Below are 19,939 nucleotides of genomic sequence, written 5' to 3' on the forward strand. Positions count from 1 at the left end.
CTATTCTCCTTAATTGCATAGAGCGTTACTATTTGATAAGTATTTTGTCAAATGGATTGTTGTCCCGAAAGATTCGTTTGAAATAACTTCTACTTCATCCATAAAATTTTCCATGATAGTAAATCCCATTCCGGAACGCTCTAATTCAGGTTTAGTTGTAAAAAGGGGTTGTCTTGCTTCATCTAAGTTAAAGATACCAATCCCTTCATCTCGAATCGTGAGTTTCACCATCGCTTCTTCCAAAATCACTGAAATATAAACAACACCTTCTGCATTTCCTTCATACCCATGAATAATTGCATTTGTAACCGCTTCTGACACAACTGTTTTAATCTCTGTTAGTTCTTCCATCGTCGGGTCTAATTGCGCAATAAAAGCAGCTACCGTAACACGAGCGAATGATTCATTCTGGCTTAACGCTGAAAATTGAAGGTTCATTTCATTTCTCATCTACGCCACCCCCAACGTCGCGAGCGCATGCGCTTCACTTTCTTCTAAACGAACAATTTTGAATAGACCTGACATTTCAAATAAACGTTTAACGGGCGGTGAAATTGCACAGACAACCATCTCTCCACCTAATCCCTTTACATGTTTATATCGGCCTAATATAACGCCTAAACCAGAACTATCCATAAATGTTAAGTTCTCTAGGCTCAAAATAATATGATGAACACCATGTGTCTCAATCATATCTGTGACTTTCGTTCGCAACTCTTCAGCAGTATGATGATCTAACTCGCCCTCTAGCCTCACACATAAGACGTCACGTTTTACTTCTAAATGCATGGAAAGACTCACACGATTTCCTCCTTATGCTCAAACTTTACTCATTAACATAAGATTTTCGTGATATAAAATCAGAATCCTTCCTACTGACAAAAGAAGAACTATTTCGTCATAAAGTGAAACCTTTCAGCAATTATTTCAGTAAATACGAACAGAAAAACATCAAAATTTCCGCCGCTATTTTGATGTTGAAAACATCCCAAAACTTCTTTTAAATAACTCCCACCAGCTCGCTGCCTCAACATCTTCTTTCGCTACAATTGTTTGTTTTAATAAAACATCTTTATCTCTTTTAATAACAAGTGTGCCAAGTACATCACCTTTTTTAATCGGTGCCTTCACTTTCTTTTCAGCAATCACTTCTTGTTTAACTTTGTCCATATTTTCGCCCTTCTTCATAAGAAGAGACACATTGTCTGACGCAACTAAATCTACTTTTTCTTCCTTACCTTTTCCTACTTGTACAGTCTTAATTTTCTCACCACGTGTATATAATTTCTTTGTCATGTATTGTCCAAATGCATAATCAAGAAGCTTCGTTACTTGATTGTTCCGCTCTTTTGATGTAGGTGCTCCCATTACAACTGAAATAACACGCATACCATTTTTCTCAGCCGATGCCGTTAAACAATATTTCGCTTCTGTCGTAAAGCCTGTTTTCACTCCATCTACTCCAGGATAAAAACGTACTAGCTTATTCGTATTAACAAGCCAAAACTTCTTATCCGTATTTTCACGTAAATAGTCTTCATATTTACCTGTGTATTTTCGAATAAGTGGATACTTCATCAACTCTTTCGCCATAATAGCCATATCATTCGCTGTAGAATAATGATCTTTCGCTGGAAGACCTGTCGGATTTTGAAAATGTGTATTTTTCAATCCTAGATCTTTCGCTTTTTTGTTCATCATATTTACGAAACCTTCTTCTGAACCAGCGATATGCTCAGCTACTGCAACCGATGCATCATTTCCAGATGCAATTGCAATGCCCTTTAACATTTCATTTACAGTCATCTCTTCCCCAGGTTCTAGAAAAATTTGTGATCCGCCCATTGAAGCTGCGTGTTCACTCGCTCTAACTTTATCGTTTAGTTTTAGTTTTCCTTTTTCAACTTGTTCCATAATTAATAGCATTGTCATAATCTTTGTCATACTAGCAGGTGGTAACTTTTCATTCGGATTTTTATCAAACAAAACTTTACCTGTATCTTGCTCAATTACGATCGCTGATGACGCTTGTTCCGCTAACTTCGGCGTGGTTTCTTCTGTTTTTTCCTGCTTCGTTTTCTCAGATTGTGCGAAACTAACTGAAGTACCAGAAAGCAATAACATGAAACAAACAAGTATTCCAAAAACTCGCTTCATGACTAACCCTCCATTCTATATCAAACTTATTTTTTCCAATTTATACATTTTTAATACCATATTTTTCTATTATTTTCAGTTGACAAATAAATTCCTTGCCTATATTGTATTAAGTGTATTACACGTAGTAGTACACTTAATACTCATCAGGAAGGAGACATTGCTCTTGCATATTCAACTTGATCCAAGAAGCAACACTCCGATATGGGAACAAATTGTTCAAAATATAAAAGAGCTCGTACTAAAAAATATGTTAGCTCCAAGTGATAAACTTCCTTCTGTACGCGAGCTTGCTTCTTTGCTCGTTATAAATCCAAATACAGTAAGTAAAGCTTATCAAGAATTAGAGCGACAAGGGATTATTGAAACATTACGAGGAAAAGGAACATTTGTAGCCCAATCGATTACCCCAACATTAGACGAAAGGAAAATCGCTATGGTTGAAAAGCAATTTCATCAATTATTACTAGAAGCCTCTTATCTTGGGATTACGAAAGATAAAATTCACGATTGGATAGATTCATACTATAAAGAGATTGGAGGAAATACAGATGTTGAAAGTGACAAACTTGAAGAAAACAATTGATAACCAAACGATTTTAGACGATGTTTCTTTCACATTACAAAAAGGTAGTATCGTCGGATTGCTCGGAAGAAACGGTGCGGGGAAAACAACTTTATTACGAACGATGGTCGGCATTTTAGACCCCGATGAAGGAACTGTTACATATGAGAATACAGATGTTCATATGCATCCTGAAATTAAACAAAAAGTTGTATACGTTCCAGACTCTACTAACATACTGAACGGATATACAGTAAAAGAAATCGTAAAGTTTTATAAAGCGGTTTATACAGCATTTGATGAACAATATTTTTATGAAATATTAGAACGTTTTAATTTACCAAACAAACGTATTCGTAGTTACTCAAAAGGAATGAAAGCACTGCTTGCGATCATTTTAGCTTTCGCTGCAAAAGCAGAATATGTCATTTTAGATGAACCGACAAACGGACTTGATCCTATCGTCAAAAGACAGATTCTACAATTTCTCGTTGAAGAAGTAGCAGAAAAAGAAATTACAATTTTCATCTCCACTCACCATTTAGATGAAGTTGAAAAAATTGCCGATACAATCATTATTTTAAAAGGACATACAGTAGATTCTATTACATCACTAGATGATGCAAAATCACGATTTGCCAAAATACAAGTTGCTTATGAACGTTCATTACCTCAAAAACTAGAAAACTTAAGCAATATTAAAATATTAAACCAAACAGGAAAAGTATATACAATCTTAATTGAGGAAAATGTGGCTACAACACTGGAGAAGTTTTATAAAGAGCAACCAATACTCATTGAAGAATTATCAATGTCACTTGAAGATGTCTTCGTTACGACACTTGAGGAGGATGGGTATGTTTCATAAGGCGTTGTGGATGTGGAATTGGAAGCGTGGGAAGTATGCTGCTTTACTATTTTTCTTGAGTACGCTTTATTATTTATCTTTCAAATACTATAGAGAAGCTCAACTACAACTTGCTAAGTATTATGACTTGAAAGAAAAAGGAACATTCGATTATAGTTACACATTTTGGTCAAATGATAATAGCCTTTGGTTAACTATTCTTATTATTTCTTTAGCGTGTCTATTAATAGGATGGGAACGTAGCAATCAATCTATTACTTTACTTATGGGAATGCCTTTTAAACGAAAAGATGTTTTCTTATCTAAATGGGCTTTCGGTTCATTCTGTATTGTATGCTCATTTCTTATAAATTGGGTTCTTATGTATTTTATTTATAGAACTACAATTCATTTTGATTATCAATCATTTGGACCATTTCATCGATACTTTCTGTATGCAATCGTTTCATATGTCGCAGTATATACAGCTGCTTTATGTATAGGTACTTTTACTGGAGGTATCGTTTCACAAGTCGTTTTTTGTATTCCTTCGTTACTAATGGGGCTTACCTTTATTTCATTACTACACAATTTTACAATTAATTCTCTAGATATTACATATAAGAAAGAACGACACTTATATGTAAGTCTTTCAGAAATTAATGCAAAAGCAAATATCGTTGCACCGATAAATTACTTTTCTATTAATTACTACTATAATCCGGAAAAAGATAAGGAAGCACCCGATTCATCGCTTTTAAAAGGTCCAGAGTTCCATAGTTATTATTCAGCTAAATCGATGCTAGTTCCTATTTTTTATACAATCTTCTATTTACTAATTGGCTCATATTTATACAAGCGGTCACCAATTGAAAATAGTCAAAGAATATTTATTTCCAAAAAACATTTACGAATATGGATATGGGGAACGACAATCTATTTCGCCTTACTAAGTAGCTATAAATTACCTTTATTTAATTTCTTATTTAATCAGTATACCGGTATGTGTTTCGCCGGAATCGTCACTTATTTCGTACTAAAGCGCCTTACAAATTATAAAGTCTTTTAAAGGAGAGATCCTATGTTTCAAAAAGCATTATGGCTACGGACGTACCAACAAAGTAAATATATAGTCTGGTTATTTTGGTTCGTTAGCTTCTACAATTTGTCATACAAATACTATATGGCAGCTATTGAACAACAACACTTTCTAACGATGCCAAAAGAAGACAACTATACATATCACTACCAGTTTGGTTTATCACTAATGGATCCTGTTATATTCCAAGGTGTTGCACTTATCATTTTAGCTTGTACGTTAATCGGATGGGAAAGACAAAATAACTCCATTGATTTTCTTTGGTCTCTGCCTTTTAAACGCTCACACTTTTTTATGACGAAATGGTTGTTTGGTATTTGTAACATTGTAGCAGTTGTCAGTATAAACTGGGGTCTATTTGCTATTATGAAAGAGATAACTTTTCATAATAAATATCAAGTATTTTCCCCATTCCATTCTTATTTTATATATATGTTAATTGTATTAATCGCTATTTATACACTTGCATTATGTATTGGAACAATTACAGGGCATATTATCTCGCAGGGACTTCTCACTGCAGCTATATTCATGTTTCCATTGTTACTTCCATCTCTAGTCTCAGGAGTCATCGCTGTTCACTCAAATATAGATTTTCATGAGAACAGTAATAATATGAACCATTTCTTAGAAAACATACGTATTTCTGGTCCAGCAGAAGATTTTCGTATTAGATTTGATTATGATCCACATAGTGCCTATACCGATCCAGATGGAGTGCGTCATAATGAACCAAACTTTACAAAAATCCCTTCAGCAAAATTATTGATTGCACCTATCACATATATCATTATTTTATTACCACTCGGTATATATTTATATGTTCGTTCAGTCAATGAGCTAAATGGAAACTTCCTCCTATATCCGAAGTTACAAAAAATAATTATGAGCATTGGTATTTTCGTTATAGGAATAGTTGGTGGTTTAGTCTTAAGGGGAGACAAATCATTACTTAATTTTTACATTGGATTTTTTGGGGCAAGCATAATTAGCTATTTTCTTCTATCCAAACTATTGAAATGGAAGTTCTCTTGGAACGCTAAATAAACTCATCATTATCACAATTTTGTACTGGAGGGATTACATGTTTCATAAAGCTTTATGGCTCCATCATTACAAGCAAAGTAAGTACATTCTTTTACTCTTTGCTTGTAGTAGTTTTTGGTTTTTACCTATTAGCTACTTTAATGATTTACAGGTTCAACCAAACGAAGATGGCTATTTCTACTATAGTTTAAATGGGGATACTCTTATCATCCCCTTCATTCCAATTTTCATATTACTCGCCTGTTCATTAATCAGTTGGAAAAGACAAAATCAAACAGACTATCTGTTATTTGCAATGCCATTCACGAGAAAAGAGCTTTTTCTTTCTAAGTGGCTGTTCGGGACAATCGCAATTCTATTCATAATGAGTCTTAATGGCATCTTAATTTATTTCATCCTAAAGATTAATCTTTTTAGCCAATACCAATCTTTCGGGCCAATGGGTACATTATTATGTTATGTTACCATTACATGGATTGCGATTTTTACAATAGCTATTTTTATCGGAACAATTGCTGGCAATGTCATTTCGCATAGTATATTAAGCTTAATTTTCATTATATTACCATCTGGAATAGGCATGTTACTGTTTCATTTTGCTTGGATTCACACAAATGTATCTACAACTGAATTTTTCCTTAAGAAAGCGAATTATGCATCATATATAGAGAATATTGAAGTTTTTGCACCTACTAATAATACTTATATATCTTATACATTTAATCCAGAAGTAAAGGAAGTAGACATTAATAATTTAAAAGAATCCGTTAAGGAGCAGCATCAATTCCAGCCCATCTGGAAGCTTATCACTCCGATTCTATATATTCTCATTCTTTTACCATTAGGAGTATTTTTGTATAATCGGACTCCTAATGAAAATAACGGTAAAATATTATTATTCACTAAACTACATCGACTATTTATACCTTGTGTTACAATATGTTTTGCTCTATTAGGAGGCCGGATAACAGGTGGAAAAAACGATCCGCTATTAAGTTATTACGCTGGGTTCATAATAATAGGACTATTTGGCTATGTAATACTTCACTATTTGATAAATAAAAAATTTTCACTTCATACGAAATAACCTCCTTCAAAAGGAGGTTATTTCATATTCTCTCTCCTATCCCCATACACCATCTCTTCTTTCATCCCGAACCCATCACCATTTTGCACAATTTGCTCTGTCGGCGCGACTACACTTTCAGCAATTTTCCATTCGCCGCGCTCTTTCACAAATACTTGCAGAAAATAGTTCATGCCATTTAATTGATACGCATTTTCTTTTTTCACATTATAGTGCACCGCAATGTAGTGCACTTGAATATTTTCTTTCCCTGCTTTTGATACGTATTGCGATAATCTTGGAATGTACATTGATGCTTTCTTAAATGGTAATTGCTTCGCTTTAACGAGCGATGAACTTGTTACATTACGCAAAGTGTCCTGATTACGAACATTATCGCTATGATGAAATAATACTGCGTTTTGCATAGAACGAACCCATAATTTCGAATACAAGACGGTATTATCATTCTCAATGTACTTCACTTCTTTTTGCACCACTTGGATAGGGCTATCAGCGTACATGAATGTATGAAAGCAGAAAAAACTTCCAAGTAAAATGGTAAGTGCAGCAATATATTTCATAATCTTTCCTCCGATCTGTTTAATTAAAGTATCGGAGTTTCAAAATATTTTTATTCAAAAGAAAAAGGATAGGAAAGCTCTCGCTTCCTATCCTCATTTATTATAATACGCGGCCAAATAGTTCTAAAACCATTTCTATCTCTTGGTCGCTCCAACCTTTAAATTTCTCTTTATAATATTCTTTACGCACAGCTTCAAGCTTTTCAGTTACTTCTCGTCCGTTTTCAGTAATTTCTAAGTATACGATACGACGGTCCGAATTTGAACGTTTTCTTTCAACAAACCCTTTTCGCACGAGACGATCTGTTACAGCTGTAATATGACTGGAGGTTACGTTTACTTCACTCGCAATTTGCGAAGCCATCTGTGGACTTTTTAAAAATAACGCACGTAATACAGAGAATTCATTATATGGCATATGCTCTGAAAAACGTGTATTAATATCATTTTGTAATAAACGTATCATCTTTCGAAATGATGCAGATAGATCTAAAATCAGTGTTTCTCTATTTTCGTTCACTAGCCTCGTCCCTTTTTTATCATATTTACACATATTATAATCTATAAATACCTATATTGTATATGCTTTCTTCCCTCAACATTCTCATTTATGTAACTTTTTTCATAAGATTTTCTTTTTTGTTCACACATATACATATAAAAAAGGATGGTGAGCATAAATGCAAAGTGGAATGAATCCGTATTTACATAATATCCGTACGACAAATACTGGTAAAGAAGCTACTATTACTGTACAAGGAGAAGGCATTATAAAGGCAAAACCAAATGTTGTCATATTAACACTGGGCATTCGAACAGATAGTAAAAATGTAAAACAGGCGCAAGAAGAAAATGCAGTGCAATCGAAACAATTGCTTGATGCACTCAAACAGCTAGGTATTGCCGATAAAGATATAGAAACCATTTCTTATACAATTACTCCTCAATACGAATATGTAAATGATAAAGCATTACTACAAGGCTACCGTGTGGAGCATTTGTATGAAATTACCGTTTTAAATGTGCAAAAAGCAGGGGAAGTATATGATATAGCCGTTACAAATGGTGCAAACGTAGCAAAAGGATTACGTTTTCGAATATCTCATCCAAATAAATATTATGAGCAAGCTCTCATTCAAGCTCTGCAACAAGCAGTAGACAAAGCTCGTACAATTGCGAGTACCTACAATTTAAATATTAATCCTGTTCCCCTCTCACTCGTTGAAGAATCTGCCCAATTACCACGGGAGATCTCATCATATGCTACTTTGCATGCGCAAGCAGCTCCGCCCATTCAATCAGGAGAACTAGAAATCATTTCATCTATCCGGGCAATTTTTACGTATTTATAAATAAACTCATTTATAAGTAACCGTTATCATTTTCGTTGTTGTAAAAACATGATGTTCTGATATAATAAAGGACGGTGAGCTCTTACATAAGAGATATCACGGGTGGGAGAGGGATATGAAAAAGAAGGTTTAACATGAAAGGAATACTTGAAAGAACATTTAAATTAGACTTACACCAAACATCACCAAAACAAGAAGTTTTAGCTGGAGTCACGTCATTTTTCACAATTGTTTATATTATGATTGTAAATGCGTCAATCTTATCAGATGCCGGCATTCCTCTTGAGGCAGGAATTTTGGCAACTGTTTTTAGTTCATTTGTCGGATGTCTACTCATGGCATTTTGGGCAAATGCACCTGCTATTCTTGTCCCTGGTATGGGTGTAAATGCATTCTTCACGTACACTGCTGTGCATACGCTCGGTTTAACTTGGCAAGAAGCATTGGCAGCTGTTTTTATCGCCGGTATTATTTTTACAATTGCTGCTTTTACACCGATTGCTCGCGTGCTTTCGGTATCGATTCCAAAGTCATTAAAGGAAGCGATCACTGTCGGTATCGGGTTGTTTTTAGCTTTCATCGGCTTGCAAAAAGGTGGTTTAGTCGTTTCGCATCCTAATACTGCTGTTGCAATGGGAAAATTAAGTAGTCCTGTCGTTCTTGCCACACTACTTACTCTTATTGTCGCACTTGTACTATTTGCGCGTAACGTACGTGGAAGCTTTTTATGGACGATTGCAATTGGAACTGGTATTGCATGGCTGTTTGGCCTTGTTGATACGAGTCAAATGGGAAATAGTTCGTTTTCATTCGCTAATTATGGCGATGTGTTTGGAGCTATGTCATTTGGGAAACTTTCTTCCTTGCCATTTTGGATTGCAACATTCTCCTTAAGCATGGTGCTTATTTTTGAGAACATGGGACTTTTACATGGTTTATTAGAAGATGATCGTAAATTCCCACGTGCTTACCAAGCAAATGCAATTTCAGCAATGACATGTGGTCTATTTGGCACAAGCCCTACCGTTTCAACAGTAGAGAGTGCCGCAGGTATTACTGCAGGCGGAAAGACAGGTCTGACGTCTATCGTTACAGGGTTGTTATTCTTCGCATCACTGTTTGCGCTTCCGTTTGTCAAAATAATTCCTGACAGTGCCATTGCACCAATCTTAATTATTATTGGCGGGCTGATGATTACAAGCATTCAACAAATTCCTCTGAACGACTTTTCAGAAGGATTTCCAGCGTTTTTAATTATCGTTATGATCCCGCTCACATATAGTATCGCTGATGGCATTGCGTTCGGATTTATTGCTTATCCTATCTTGAAAGTTGCACTTGGAAAGCGTAAAGAAGTCGCACCGTCCATGTATATTATTACATGCTTATTCTTAGCCATGTTCGTATTACACGCTATTGGCTAAGAAAAAAACACCGAGGAAATCCTCGGTGTTTTTTTACTTAAACCAACCTTTTTTATAAAACCAAGCCATCATTCCGCCGCCAATTAATGCCATTAAAATTAAGCAAATAAAATAACTATACTTCCCGCCAAGCTCTGGCATATGTGCGAAGTTCATGCCGTATACCCCTGCAATAAATGTTAACGGCATGAAAATAGTTGAGAAAACAGTTAATGTTTTCATAATATTGTTCATATGGTGGGAATTCAACGAAAAGTAACTATCTCGAATATCTGCTGTTAATTCACGGCTCGCTTCAATCATCTCTGTCAGTTTAAGCAAATGATCATGTATATCTTTAAAATAAATTTCATGATCGCTTATACCGTAAAAACGTGTTGAATTTAATATACGATACAATAAATCACGCATCGGAATAATTGTACGCCTTAGCTTAGATAAATCTGCACGAATATCAAATACTTCTTCTAGCACACTTCCTGCTGTCTCACCCGTTAAATTATCATCAATTGCATTTAAATGGTCTTCGATGTAATAAACAGGTGCGAAATAATCATCTACAATTTGGTCAATAATTGTATGTGCTACATGCAAAGGACTCTTCTTAATACGTTTCTTTTCACCGAGCGTTTTCCATACTCTTTCAATCGCATTATTATGAGAGAAATGGAAAGAGACTATATATCGATCACTAATAAATAAATCGATTTCATGCGGTTCTAATCCGTCTTCTCCGAATGCATGAAGAACTAAAAAGTTATATCCATCATAAAAATCTACCTTTGGTCTCTGTACATACTCTACACAATCTTCAATTGCAAGGGGATGGAACTTGAAGTGATCTTGTAAAATATATGTATACTCCTCTTTCGTTGGCTTATATAAATCAAGCCAATACCATATGATGTTCTCTTTTTTCGTTTCTTCTAGCGAAACATCATATAAAACTTCATTTTTTTTCGTTATTGCACAAATTCTAATCATAATTTCACCCATTACTATTATAAACAAAAAATAGTAAAAAAAGCCAAGGAGAAATCTCCTCAGCTTTTTTTATCCCGCTATTTGCGGGCAGTAAGACCCCTACCTCAAAATTCAGCGAAAGCAAAGAAGTTAGGTCTGGGTCGGGCTGCCCGTAAATGCCCGATTGGTGAAGGCTAATAATCAGTGGGGATAAAGCCCCCACTGATTAAAGTTTCACTTTATTACTTCGTTACAATACCGTGTACTAAAGTTGGTGCATCTACGTGATCTTTAGCGATTTTCATGTTCTCATAAATTTTCGCTTTTACGTCTTCAACATTTTCGCGGTTTGCGTAAATTGTAACAAGAGAGTCACCTTTTTTCACGCTATCGCCTACTTTTTTGCGAAGCATTAGACCAACTGCTAAATCAATTTCAGACTCTTTCGTTGCACGCCCTGCTCCTAAAAGCATTGCTGCTGTTCCGATTTCATCTGCAACGATTTCCGATACGTAACCGTCTTCTTTCGCTTCCACTTCAATTTTAAATTGTGCTTGTGGCAATTTAGAAGGATCATCAACAACAGATGCATCGCCGCCTTGCGCCGATAAGAACGTTTTAAATGATTCTAGCGCTTTACCATTGTTCATTACTTCAATTAACTTTTCACGTGCATCTTCTAAAGATGAAGCTTGTCCAGCAAGGTACACCATCTGACTTCCAAGTGTTAAACATAACTCTTCTAAATCTTTCGGTCCCTTACCTTGTAATGTATCAATTGCTTCTTGTACTTCTAATGCATTACCAATTGCTTCACCAAGCGGCTGACTCATATCAGAAATAACCGCCATCGTATTACGACCAACGTTATTACCGATGCGTACCATTGCTTCTGCTAAACGCTTTGCATCTTCATCCGTTTTCATAAACGCGCCTGCTCCAGTTTTTACATCAAGAACAATTGCATCTGCACCAGCAGCAATTTTCTTACTCATAATTGAGCTAGCGATAAGAGGAATTGAATTTACTGTTGCAGTTACATCACGAAGCGCATATAACTTTTTATCAGCAGGTGTTAAGTTTCCACTTTGACCAATAACAGCGATTTTATTTTCATTTACAAGACGCATGAATTCATCATTTTCAATTTCCACATGGAATCCTGGTACTGCTTCTAATTTATCAATTGTACCACCCGTATGTCCTAGACCTCGTCCAGACATTTTCGCAACTGGTACACCTAAAGCAGCTACTAATGGACCTAATACAAGTGTCGTTGTATCACCAACTCCACCCGTTGAATGCTTATCTACTTTTACCCCTTCAATGGCTGATAAGTCAATTGTATCACCGCTATTTACCATTGCCATCGTTAAATCTGCACGTTCTTGATCATTCATATCTTGGAAGAAAATTGTCATTGCAAGTGAACTCATTTGATAATCTGGAATACTACCATTTGTATATCCTTCAACGATAAAGTTAATTTCTTCTGTCGTTAATGCATGTCCATCACGTTTTTTTGCAATTAGGTCCACCATTCTCATTGTGAAGTCACCCCTTCATTTGTTTTACAATTGCTTTTACTAATGCTAAGAAATTAGCTTTAACACGTTCTGTCGTTTCAATTACTTCATCGTGATGAAGTGGTTGATCTAAAATACCAGCTGCCATATTTGAAATACAAGAAATACCTAGTACTTTCATACCTGCATGACGAGCTACAATTACTTCCGGTACTGTTGACATACCAACTGCATCTCCGCCAAGTGTACGAAGCATACGAATTTCAGCAGGTGTTTCATATACAGGACCTGTCATTCCAACATATACACCTTCTTGTACTTTAATATTTAAATCTGCTGCAACTTGTTTCGCCATTTCGCGAAGTTCTGGCGTATATGATGTAGACATATCAGGGAAACGTGCACCCATTTCAGAATCATTTGGTCCGATTAATGGGTTCGTACCCATGAAGTTAATATGATCTGAAATTAACATAAGATCGCCTGGTTCAAATGATGTATTTACACCACCAGCTGCGTTCGTTACAACAACTGTTTCTACACCTAGTTCTTTCATAACACGAACTGGGAATGTTACTTTTTGCATATCGTATCCTTCATAGAAATGGAAACGTCCTTGCATTGCTACTACTGTTACACCTTGAAGTGTACCGAACACAAGTTGACCTGCATGTCCTTCTACAGTTGAAACTGGGAATTCAGGGATTTCACTGTATGGTACTGTTACTGCGTTCTCGATTTCATCTGCTAATACACCTAGTCCAGATCCAAGGATTAGTCCTACTTGTGGTGTCTCTTGAAATTTCTCTTTTAAGTATGAAGCTGATTTTGTAATTAGTTCACGATTCATCTGTTTATCCCCCTATTTCTTTAGCTCGTTTAAGAAGCTTGTTCCATGTTCTGGCATTTTAACATTAAAGTTTTCTGCTACAGTTGCACCAATATCAGCAAATGTTTGACGAAGTGATAACTCTTGTCCGCCTTCTTTCATGCTTGGGCTATATGCTAATAACGGTACATATTCACGTGTATGATCAGTACCAGGATGTACTGGATCATTACCATGGTCTGCTGTAATTAATAATAGATCATCTTCTTTTAGTTTTTCGAATACTTCTGGAAGACGTGCGTCATATTCTTGCAATGCTTCTCCGTACCCTTGTGGGTCACGACGATGACCAAATAAGGCATCAAAGTCAACTAAGTTTAAGAAGCTAATACCTGTAAAGTCCATATTTAATGTATCTACAAGCTTGTCCATTCCATCCATATTTGATTTCGTACGAAGTGATTCAGTTACACCTTCTCCATCATAAATGTCAGCAATTTTACCAATAGCAATTACATCATAATCGCTATCTTTAAGTTCATTCATTACTGTGCGACCAAATGGTTTTAACGCATAGTCATGACGATTTGGTGTACGTGTGAAGTTTCCTGGCTCTCCAACGAACGGACGAGCAATAACACGCCCTACCATGTACTTCTCATCTAATGTTAATTCACGTGCGATTTTACAAATTTTATATAGCTCTTCAAGTGGTACTACTTCTTCATGAGCTGCGATCTGTAATACACTATCAGCAGAAGTGTAAACAATTAAAGAACCTGTTTCCATTTGTTCTTGACCAAGCTCAACAAGTACCTCTGTTCCAGAGGCTGGTTTATTACCGATAATTTTACGACCTGTCTTTTCTTCTAATTCATCAAGTAATTCTTTCGGGAATCCTTCAGGAAACACTTGGAATGGTGTATCAATGTAAAGGCCCATGATTTCCCAGTGACCTGTCATTGTATCTTTACCTGTAGATTTCTCTTGCATTTTTGTATAATATCCAAGCGGTTTCTCTACTTTAGAGATTCCTTTCATTTCACGAATATTACCAAGGCCTAATTTCACCATGTTTGGCATGTGTAATCCATTCATATGTTCAGCGATATGACCAATTGTATCAGAACCTAAATCACCAAACTGCTCAGCATCTGGTGCTTCACCGATTCCCACAGAGTCCATTACGACTAGGAAAATACGTTTATATTTATTCATAACTGCAACCTCCTATATGTTCAGTTCTACTTCTTGTAGTATGTTCAAAACGCTATAAAGTGAAACTGTTATCAATGGGAATTATCTTTCGTCCTCATTATCAAACAGTACTGCTTTAAACCAGTCTCTAACTTTTTCGTTTTACTTTCAAACGAATCAAAAAAATTTCTAGTTTTTTCTAAGTCAGATGTCAGACATCTGATATTGATATCATACCATGTTTACGCTTTCTTTTTAATACATTTTCGTAGAATTTCTCATTTTCTATACCCTTCTATTGTAATCCATTCTGCAAAGAAGTGCTAATCATTTTATAACATATTTCCTAATATAAAAATAAAAAGCAGCTCTAAAGAGCTACTTTTTATTTTACTTCTACTGTTTCTTCTTTATGTTCATGTAGTTCACCTTTTCTTACATGAACTTTCACTTTATAAGCACCATTCTCTTTGAAAGTATGTTTACTTTCATACTCCCCTTTATTCCCTTCTTTCGCCGGAATAAATTCGTGTTTTTCAACGCCGTCTTTCCAAATCTCAAGTTGTACTTCAGCACCAGTTAACGCTTCTTCTTTTTGTTTTAAATGGACTTTCATTGTTGATTCAGCATTTGCTTTTATGTCACCGGCCATAAGATGAATCATTGTGTCACTTTTATGATCACCGTGTCCTGCATTATGATCACCACTTTCTTTTTTCGCATCTTCTACTTTCGCATTCCCTACAGCAACTTTGTGTTCTGGCATAACGTGTATATCACGTGCATTTGTATGAGGAATAATATGATATACTCCATCCGTTTCAAATGTTTTCTCTACTGCATAAACACCTTTTCCTTTATGCTTACCATCTAACATCTCGTGTTTCTCGTCGCCATCTTTCCAAATCTCAAACTTTACGTCATCAGCATCCGTTACTCTTTCTTTTCCTTGTGTAACAAGTGCTTGTACTTCTGTTTTTTCACCAGGTTTAATTTCTTTCGGATTCGTTTGAACCGCTACGTCTATACCTTCAAGTTTCTGTCCTTTTTTCGGTTCTTCTTTGTTTGTATTACAGCCAGCCAATGCTAGCATCGCGATAAATAATGTAATAATAAGTTTTTTCATCTTCATTTCCTCCTTCATACTTTCCTTAGTATAGAGGAAATACATTGTAATATTCTAGTCTTCTGCTGAAAACAATGTACGAAATGTTTGTGAAGTTTCTGTGAAATGGTTCACTCTTCTTAATCTATGAAAAAAGAGCATAGTGACTATGCTCTCGGGTGAAACTGTTTATATACATCTTTTAATCTAGTTTTTGAAACGTGCGTATAGATTTGCGTCGTTGAAATATCTGCATGTCCAAGCATTTCTTGTACAGCACGCAAATCTGCCCCGTTTTCTAATAGATGCGTAGCAAAAGAATGGCGTAACGTATGCGGTGTAAGCTCTTTTGCAATATTCGCTTCTTTCGCTAGCCGTTTTAAAATTTTCCAAAATCCCTGTCTCGATAATCGATTACCATGATGGTTTAAAAAGAGCGCATCTACTGCTTTTTTACCCATCAATTCTCTTCTTCCTTTTTCAATATACTTTTGAATCGCTTCTGTCGCTAAGCTTCCTAGTGGAATAATTCTTTCTTTGTTCCCTTTCCCGATACAGCGAACAAATCCCATCGTTAAGTGCACATCTTCTAAATTTAATGCAATTAATTCTGAAACACGAAGTCCTGTTGCATACAACAACTCTAACATTGCCTTATCACGAATCCCAAAAGCACTTGCCGTTTTCGGTGTTTGAAGTAATGCTTCCACTTCGTCGATTGATAATACTTTTGGTAATTTCCGTTCCCCTTGTGGCGTTTCAATATGTACCGATGGGTCATGCTCCACTGCTCGTTCACGAAGTAAAAATTGATGAAACGAACGAATCGATGCAATATGACGCGCCAATGTTTTTGAAGATTTCCCGTTTTCTTTTAAATGCTGCAAAAAGTTAACAATATGCAAGCGTGTCACTTCATGAAACGTCTTCGTTTGTTCTACATTTTGCAAATACTTCACATAGCTTTTTAAATCGCGTTCATAAGATACAACTGTATTTTTCGCTAAACCTTTTTCAACAATCATATAATGAATAAAATCTTTTAATTGATCTTCCAATCTACACTACTCCCCATTTTCATAGAAAAACATCATTCTATTTACGAAAGCATCCTTTTCCGGCTCCTCATTCCCTGATACTTTTTCTACAGTCTCTTCTTTTGGCTTTTCATAACGATGGTAACTTTCATATTCTTCATTTATCCATAGTATAGCGAAATAAAACAAAATCGTACAACTTGTAAATAATAAAAATACTTTCATCCCATCAAAAGTTAATTTTAAAGCTCGGCGCATTGTAAATTCCTCCAAAATATAAGTTATTACAACATATGCCAAGCTTTCACCAATTTATACCTTATTCAAATAAAAAACCTCTTCCTAGTTAAATAGGAAAAGGTTATTTTTCATCCGTTTCATTTTCTTGACAATTTTTACAAATCCCATGGAATGTTAAACGATGATCTTTCACCTTAAAGCTCCAGTCTCGTTCCACTTTATTCTCCACTTCACCAAGTAAATCTTCTTGTATTTCTTGTACAGCACCGCATTGTGTACAGATTAAATGATGATGGAAACGCTGTGCACCTTCTTGGCGTAAGTCATAACGCGAAACACCGTCTCCAAAGTTAATTTTATCGACAACTTTCAGCTCAGACAATAACTCTAAAGTTCGATAAACGGTTGCTAATCCGATCTCTGGCGACTTTTCTTTTACAAGGAGGTATACATCTTCTGCGCTTAAATGATCTTCTTCATTTTCTAGCAGCACACGAACTGTTGCTTCACGTTGTGGTGTCAATTTATAGCTCGCTGCATGTAATTGCTTCTTAATTCGTTCAATTCTTTCTTCCATTCGGTACTACTCCCTCCTCGCCACTCTTACACCATTATATCAGAAGAAGGGCTCCTGTCAAAAGAAAAACAATAAAAACAAATTGATAATTATTCTCAAAAAGTATTTATTGTTTGTTAATAGCCTCCACAACTTCTTTCATTAAAACTGGTGATGCATACACTTCGACACTGGAAGCAATAGCTAATACCGCTCCAATCACGAGAAAAAAGCATGTATAGCGAATTAATAACGGTAATAGTGGCTCAGTTATTTTCCGAATAAATTGATGCCTAATCATGCGTAAGGAAAAGCTTGCAGCAATTGTTGTCATTACGAGAAATACAGGAATTATAATTAAATTTTGTGGCAATACAGATACAAATGCTAATAATAGTCCATTCCATCCGTGCTGACTTACTAAAAAACCTACTGTAAATCCAACAACTACCCCTTTTAAAAATAGTAAGATAAAAATGAGCGGCAACCCAATAATTGAAATCCCCAAAATCCAAATAAAGCCGATATATTTTAATTGCGAAAAGTAACTTTCTCGAAACATTTCGCCTGCGACAGCAAATTCTCCTTTAGAAACTTGTCCAAAAAAACGCTGTAAATAAAATGATAAATCTTGCTTTTGGTTTATTTGTAAACTGTTCACAAGAATCGCTCCAAATATTACTCCCATCAGTAATAAAACCGCATTAAATATATATAGTGAAGAATTTTCCTGTATGTGAGACATTACACGGTCTTGCCACGTTTTTCGCCACATTTTCCTTCCCTCCGTTCACACTCTTACTAAAAATGTATGAAAGAAAGAAAAAAAGTATGACGAATTAGCATTGAAATTCCGCTCTACTTTGCTAAACTAAAAAGTAGAGAATAGGAGGGATTTCTCTTGAAACCATTATTATTAGATTTTCCAACATTATTTCAAACTGAGCGCTTGCAAGTACGTAAGCCGTTTCCAGGTGATGGCACAGAAGTATATGAAGCAATCCAAGCTTCGCTAGAAGACTTATTACCATGGATGCCAATTACAGCTGAAACAGAAGAACGTGCTGAAGAAATTGTTCGCGAAGCTCACGGACAGTTTTTACTTCGTGAAACACTTGATTTCCACTTATACGATAAAGTATCTGGTACATTCATCGGAGCTATTACGCTCAAGCCTGAAAACTGGGATATTCCAAAGTTTTCACTTCACTTTTGGCTACATAGCGCTTATACAAAGCATGGCTATATGACAGAAGCCATTAAAGGTGCGATTCAATTTGCATTTGATAAACTAGGTGCTAGAAGAATTGAAATTCGTACTGATGCAACAAATATAAACGCATGTAACTTAGCAGAACGTCTAGAATTTATTTTAGAAGGTACAATGGAAAATGATTTCCTAGCATCCGATGGCAGCTTACGCGATGCACGTGTATATGCAAAAATCAACTAAAAACACTCGCCTTAGGCGAGTGTTTATTTTTGTAATTGTAAATATTGTACTGCAAACATCGTCTTAGCATCATGTATGCGAAGGTCTTTCATAAGATCAATCGCTTCTTCTAATGACACTTCCATTAATTCCACAAATTCATCTTCATCTAAAGCTGCTTTATTTTCTTTTTGTTTTAATCCTGTCGCTTTATATACATATAAAATCTCATCTGCAAAACCAGGTGATGTATAGAAAGATGTAATAAGCTCCATATTTTCACATACATATCCTGTTTCTTCTTCTAATTCACGAACTGCTGTTACCTCTGGCTTTTCCCCAGGTTCTAACTTCCCAGCAGGAATTTCCACAATTGCCTTTTCGAGAGCTTTACGATACTGCTCAACGAGTACAATTTTCCCCTCATCAGTAATAGCAATAATAGCAACTGCCCCAGGGTGATTTACGATTTCACGTTTACTCATTTCTCCATTTGGTAATACTACATCATCAACACGAACTTTTATAACTCTACCATCAAAAATCGGTTCAGTTTTTACTGTTCTTTCTGCAAGATTACTCATACTACTTCATCTCCCTGTTCTATTTCCTAATCGTTCTTCATACATTTTACCACATTGAAAGGAGCGTGATAGAAATGAAAGTTTACATTTTACCAAATCGCGTCACTTTAGTCGGCAAAGCATGGCAAATTCGTCATAAGCTAAAACAATATGGAAAAGAGTATACAACTGTACAAGAGTGGATTACAGCAAATAAAGTGAAACTTTAATCAGAGGGGGGCATCCCCTCTGATTATTAGTTGAACCAATCGGGCTTTTACGGGCAGTTAATGCGGGGCAAAAAGTAAACGTTTGTCAACCTCCTTCCCCTTTCGTACAATAAAGGTAAG

Annotated in this window: 24 protein-coding genes; 9 read left to right on the forward strand and 15 right to left on the reverse strand. The window is 35.7% G+C overall.

The window, feature by feature from the left end; all coding sequences use genetic code 11:
* Positions 1–9 precede the first annotated feature (9 nt).
* The 3 genes from spoIIAB to dacF form a co-directional block, all read right to left on the reverse strand.
* Complete coding sequence (gene spoIIAB / locus JFT95_RS17985) at positions 10–450, reverse strand: anti-sigma F factor (protein ID WP_001243400.1); 441 nt, start codon at positions 448–450, stop codon at positions 10–12.
* On the reverse strand, positions 451–801 hold the full coding sequence (spoIIAA, locus tag JFT95_RS17990) for an anti-sigma F factor antagonist (protein ID WP_002128957.1): 351 nt from the start codon (positions 799–801) through the stop codon (positions 451–453). It lies immediately after the preceding gene.
* A 165-nt stretch (positions 802–966) separates the two neighbouring features.
* Positions 967–2,157: a serine-type D-Ala-D-Ala carboxypeptidase DacF gene (dacF, locus tag JFT95_RS17995; RefSeq protein WP_085312287.1), complete on the reverse strand. Its 1,191-nt coding sequence runs from the start codon at positions 2,155–2,157 to the stop codon at positions 967–969.
* A 166-nt stretch (positions 2,158–2,323) separates the two neighbouring features.
* On the opposite strand from dacF, the gene JFT95_RS18000 reads away from it, so the two are divergent.
* Genes JFT95_RS18000 through JFT95_RS18020 form a run of 5 tightly spaced genes read left to right on the forward strand, consistent with a single transcriptional unit; the run spans position 2,324 to position 6,802 of the window.
* On the forward strand, positions 2,324–2,743 hold the full coding sequence (locus JFT95_RS18000) for a GntR family transcriptional regulator (protein ID WP_002033900.1): 420 nt from the start codon (positions 2,324–2,326) through the stop codon (positions 2,741–2,743).
* Positions 2,709–3,590 carry an ABC transporter ATP-binding protein gene (locus JFT95_RS18005; protein ID WP_002128958.1) on the forward strand — a complete coding sequence of 294 codons (882 nt, stop codon included), beginning with the start codon at positions 2,709–2,711 and terminating at the stop codon, positions 3,588–3,590. The genes JFT95_RS18000 and JFT95_RS18005 overlap by 35 nt, the downstream gene beginning before the upstream one ends.
* On the forward strand, positions 3,580–4,638 hold the full coding sequence (locus JFT95_RS18010; RefSeq protein WP_063218950.1) for an ABC transporter permease: 1,059 nt from the start codon (positions 3,580–3,582) through the stop codon (positions 4,636–4,638). Before JFT95_RS18005 ends, JFT95_RS18010 begins: the two co-directional genes overlap by 11 nt.
* A 12-nt stretch (positions 4,639–4,650) precedes the next feature.
* Positions 4,651–5,715 (forward strand): ABC transporter permease subunit, encoded by a 1,065-nt coding sequence (locus JFT95_RS18015; RefSeq protein ID WP_061674468.1) that lies wholly within the window; start codon positions 4,651–4,653, stop codon positions 5,713–5,715.
* 37 nt (positions 5,716–5,752) lie between these two features.
* Positions 5,753–6,802 (forward strand): ABC-2 transporter permease, encoded by a 1,050-nt coding sequence (locus tag JFT95_RS18020; protein WP_201052928.1) that lies wholly within the window; start codon positions 5,753–5,755, stop codon positions 6,800–6,802.
* Positions 6,803–6,819: 17 nt separating this feature from the next.
* On the opposite strand, the gene JFT95_RS18025 is transcribed toward JFT95_RS18020, so the two are convergent.
* Entirely contained in the window at positions 6,820–7,365 is a 546-nt protein-coding gene (locus tag JFT95_RS18025; protein ID WP_201052930.1) for a hypothetical protein, read from the reverse strand.
* A gap of 100 nt (positions 7,366–7,465) precedes the next feature.
* A complete protein-coding gene (locus tag JFT95_RS18030) occupies positions 7,466–7,885 on the reverse strand; it encodes a MarR family winged helix-turn-helix transcriptional regulator (RefSeq protein ID WP_002088468.1) in 420 nt (139 codons plus the stop codon).
* A gap of 160 nt (positions 7,886–8,045) precedes the next feature.
* Between JFT95_RS18030 and JFT95_RS18035 the strand changes: the two genes are divergently transcribed.
* Positions 8,046–8,717, forward strand: coding sequence for an SIMPL domain-containing protein (locus JFT95_RS18035; RefSeq protein ID WP_002033894.1), 672 nt, complete (start codon positions 8,046–8,048; stop codon positions 8,715–8,717).
* 134 nt (positions 8,718–8,851) lie between these two features.
* A complete protein-coding gene (locus tag JFT95_RS18040) occupies positions 8,852–10,141 on the forward strand; it encodes an NCS2 family permease (RefSeq protein WP_002143039.1) in 1,290 nt (429 codons plus the stop codon).
* A 33-nt stretch (positions 10,142–10,174) separates the two neighbouring features.
* Here the strand turns inward: JFT95_RS18040 and corA are convergent, their stop codons facing one another.
* The 9 genes from corA to spoIIM form a co-directional block, all read right to left on the reverse strand.
* Positions 10,175–11,137 (reverse strand): magnesium/cobalt transporter CorA, encoded by a 963-nt coding sequence (gene corA, locus JFT95_RS18045; RefSeq protein WP_002067031.1) that lies wholly within the window; start codon positions 11,135–11,137, stop codon positions 10,175–10,177.
* A gap of 209 nt (positions 11,138–11,346) precedes the next feature.
* Entirely contained in the window at positions 11,347–12,651 is a 1,305-nt protein-coding gene (locus JFT95_RS18050) for a pyrimidine-nucleoside phosphorylase (protein WP_078177775.1), read from the reverse strand.
* Between the two features lie 7 nt (positions 12,652–12,658).
* Positions 12,659–13,480, reverse strand: a complete 822-nt coding sequence (locus tag JFT95_RS18055) for a purine-nucleoside phosphorylase (RefSeq protein ID WP_078177774.1) — start codon at positions 13,478–13,480, stop codon at positions 12,659–12,661.
* Between the two features lie 12 nt (positions 13,481–13,492).
* Positions 13,493–14,677 carry a phosphopentomutase gene (gene deoB, locus JFT95_RS18060; RefSeq protein ID WP_002014935.1) on the reverse strand — a complete coding sequence of 395 codons (1,185 nt, stop codon included), beginning with the start codon at positions 14,675–14,677 and terminating at the stop codon, positions 13,493–13,495.
* Positions 14,678–15,041: 364 nt separating this feature from the next.
* On the reverse strand, positions 15,042–15,782 hold the full coding sequence (locus JFT95_RS18065) for a FixH family protein (RefSeq protein ID WP_002167718.1): 741 nt from the start codon (positions 15,780–15,782) through the stop codon (positions 15,042–15,044).
* Between the two features lie 146 nt (positions 15,783–15,928).
* Positions 15,929–16,819, reverse strand: a complete 891-nt coding sequence (xerD, locus tag JFT95_RS18070) for a site-specific tyrosine recombinase XerD (protein WP_002067028.1) — start codon at positions 16,817–16,819, stop codon at positions 15,929–15,931.
* A gap of 6 nt (positions 16,820–16,825) precedes the next feature.
* On the reverse strand, positions 16,826–17,056 hold the full coding sequence (locus JFT95_RS18075) for a YqzK family protein (protein WP_002088473.1): 231 nt from the start codon (positions 17,054–17,056) through the stop codon (positions 16,826–16,828).
* 103 nt (positions 17,057–17,159) lie between these two features.
* Positions 17,160–17,615: a ferric iron uptake transcriptional regulator gene (gene fur / locus JFT95_RS18080; RefSeq protein ID WP_000392654.1), complete on the reverse strand. Its 456-nt coding sequence runs from the start codon at positions 17,613–17,615 to the stop codon at positions 17,160–17,162.
* A 106-nt stretch (positions 17,616–17,721) separates the two neighbouring features.
* The gene (gene spoIIM, locus JFT95_RS18085) at positions 17,722–18,369 is read right to left on the reverse strand and encodes a stage II sporulation protein M (RefSeq protein WP_002014939.1); all 648 of its coding nucleotides are present in this window, start codon (positions 18,367–18,369) and stop codon (positions 17,722–17,724) included.
* A gap of 126 nt (positions 18,370–18,495) precedes the next feature.
* Between spoIIM and JFT95_RS18090 the strand changes: the two genes are divergently transcribed.
* Positions 18,496–19,047, forward strand: a complete 552-nt coding sequence (locus tag JFT95_RS18090) for a GNAT family N-acetyltransferase (RefSeq protein ID WP_201052932.1) — start codon at positions 18,496–18,498, stop codon at positions 19,045–19,047.
* A gap of 23 nt (positions 19,048–19,070) precedes the next feature.
* On the opposite strand, the gene JFT95_RS18095 is transcribed toward JFT95_RS18090, so the two are convergent.
* Positions 19,071–19,610, reverse strand: a complete 540-nt coding sequence (locus JFT95_RS18095; protein WP_002014941.1) for an NUDIX domain-containing protein — start codon at positions 19,608–19,610, stop codon at positions 19,071–19,073.
* 74 nt (positions 19,611–19,684) lie between these two features.
* Here JFT95_RS18095 and mciZ point away from each other — a divergent pair, with 74 nt between their 5' ends.
* The gene (gene mciZ / locus JFT95_RS18100) at positions 19,685–19,819 is read left to right on the forward strand and encodes a Z-ring formation inhibitor MciZ (RefSeq protein ID WP_000870297.1); all 135 of its coding nucleotides are present in this window, start codon (positions 19,685–19,687) and stop codon (positions 19,817–19,819) included.
* Positions 19,820–19,939: the final 120 nt, after the last annotated feature.

It is taken from the genome of Bacillus sp. TH17, assembly GCF_016651125.1.
In the GTDB taxonomy this organism is placed as follows: Bacteria; Bacillota; Bacilli; order Bacillales; family Bacillaceae_G; genus Bacillus_A; species Bacillus_A mycoides.

Bases quoted from the DNA above. Each gene is read 5' to 3' on its own strand.
- spoIIAB (WP_001243400.1), bottom strand. From the start codon at position 450: ATGAGAAATGAAATGAACCTTCAATTTTCAGCGTTAAGCCAGAATGAA.
- dacF (WP_085312287.1), bottom strand. From the start codon at position 2,157: ATGAAGCGAGTTTTTGGAATACTTGTTTGTTTCATGTTATTGCTTTCT.
- JFT95_RS18005 (WP_002128958.1), top strand. From the start codon at position 2,709: ATGTTGAAAGTGACAAACTTGAAGAAAACAATTGATAACCAAACGATT.
- JFT95_RS18010 (WP_063218950.1), top strand. From the start codon at position 3,580: ATGTTTCATAAGGCGTTGTGGATGTGGAATTGGAAGCGTGGGAAGTAT.
- JFT95_RS18015 (WP_061674468.1), top strand. From the start codon at position 4,651: ATGTTTCAAAAAGCATTATGGCTACGGACGTACCAACAAAGTAAATAT.
- JFT95_RS18020 (WP_201052928.1), top strand. From the start codon at position 5,753: ATGTTTCATAAAGCTTTATGGCTCCATCATTACAAGCAAAGTAAGTAC.
- JFT95_RS18025 (WP_201052930.1), bottom strand. From the start codon at position 7,365: ATGAAATATATTGCTGCACTTACCATTTTACTTGGAAGTTTTTTCTGC.
- JFT95_RS18035 (WP_002033894.1), top strand. From the start codon at position 8,046: ATGCAAAGTGGAATGAATCCGTATTTACATAATATCCGTACGACAAAT.
- JFT95_RS18040 (WP_002143039.1), top strand. From the start codon at position 8,852: ATGAAAGGAATACTTGAAAGAACATTTAAATTAGACTTACACCAAACA.
- corA (WP_002067031.1), bottom strand. From the start codon at position 11,137: ATGGGTGAAATTATGATTAGAATTTGTGCAATAACGAAAAAAAATGAA.
- JFT95_RS18050 (WP_078177775.1), bottom strand. From the start codon at position 12,651: ATGAGAATGGTGGACCTAATTGCAAAAAAACGTGATGGACATGCATTA.
- JFT95_RS18055 (WP_078177774.1), bottom strand. From the start codon at position 13,480: ATGAATCGTGAACTAATTACAAAATCAGCTTCATACTTAAAAGAGAAA.
- deoB (WP_002014935.1), bottom strand. From the start codon at position 14,677: ATGAATAAATATAAACGTATTTTCCTAGTCGTAATGGACTCTGTGGGA.
- JFT95_RS18065 (WP_002167718.1), bottom strand. From the start codon at position 15,782: ATGAAAAAACTTATTATTACATTATTTATCGCGATGCTAGCATTGGCT.
- JFT95_RS18075 (WP_002088473.1), bottom strand. From the start codon at position 17,056: ATGCGCCGAGCTTTAAAATTAACTTTTGATGGGATGAAAGTATTTTTA.
- fur (WP_000392654.1), bottom strand. From the start codon at position 17,615: ATGGAAGAAAGAATTGAACGAATTAAGAAGCAATTACATGCAGCGAGC.
- spoIIM (WP_002014939.1), bottom strand. From the start codon at position 18,369: ATGTGGCGAAAAACGTGGCAAGACCGTGTAATGTCTCACATACAGGAA.
- JFT95_RS18095 (WP_002014941.1), bottom strand. From the start codon at position 19,610: ATGAGTAATCTTGCAGAAAGAACAGTAAAAACTGAACCGATTTTTGAT.
- mciZ (WP_000870297.1), top strand. From the start codon at position 19,685: ATGAAAGTTTACATTTTACCAAATCGCGTCACTTTAGTCGGCAAAGCA.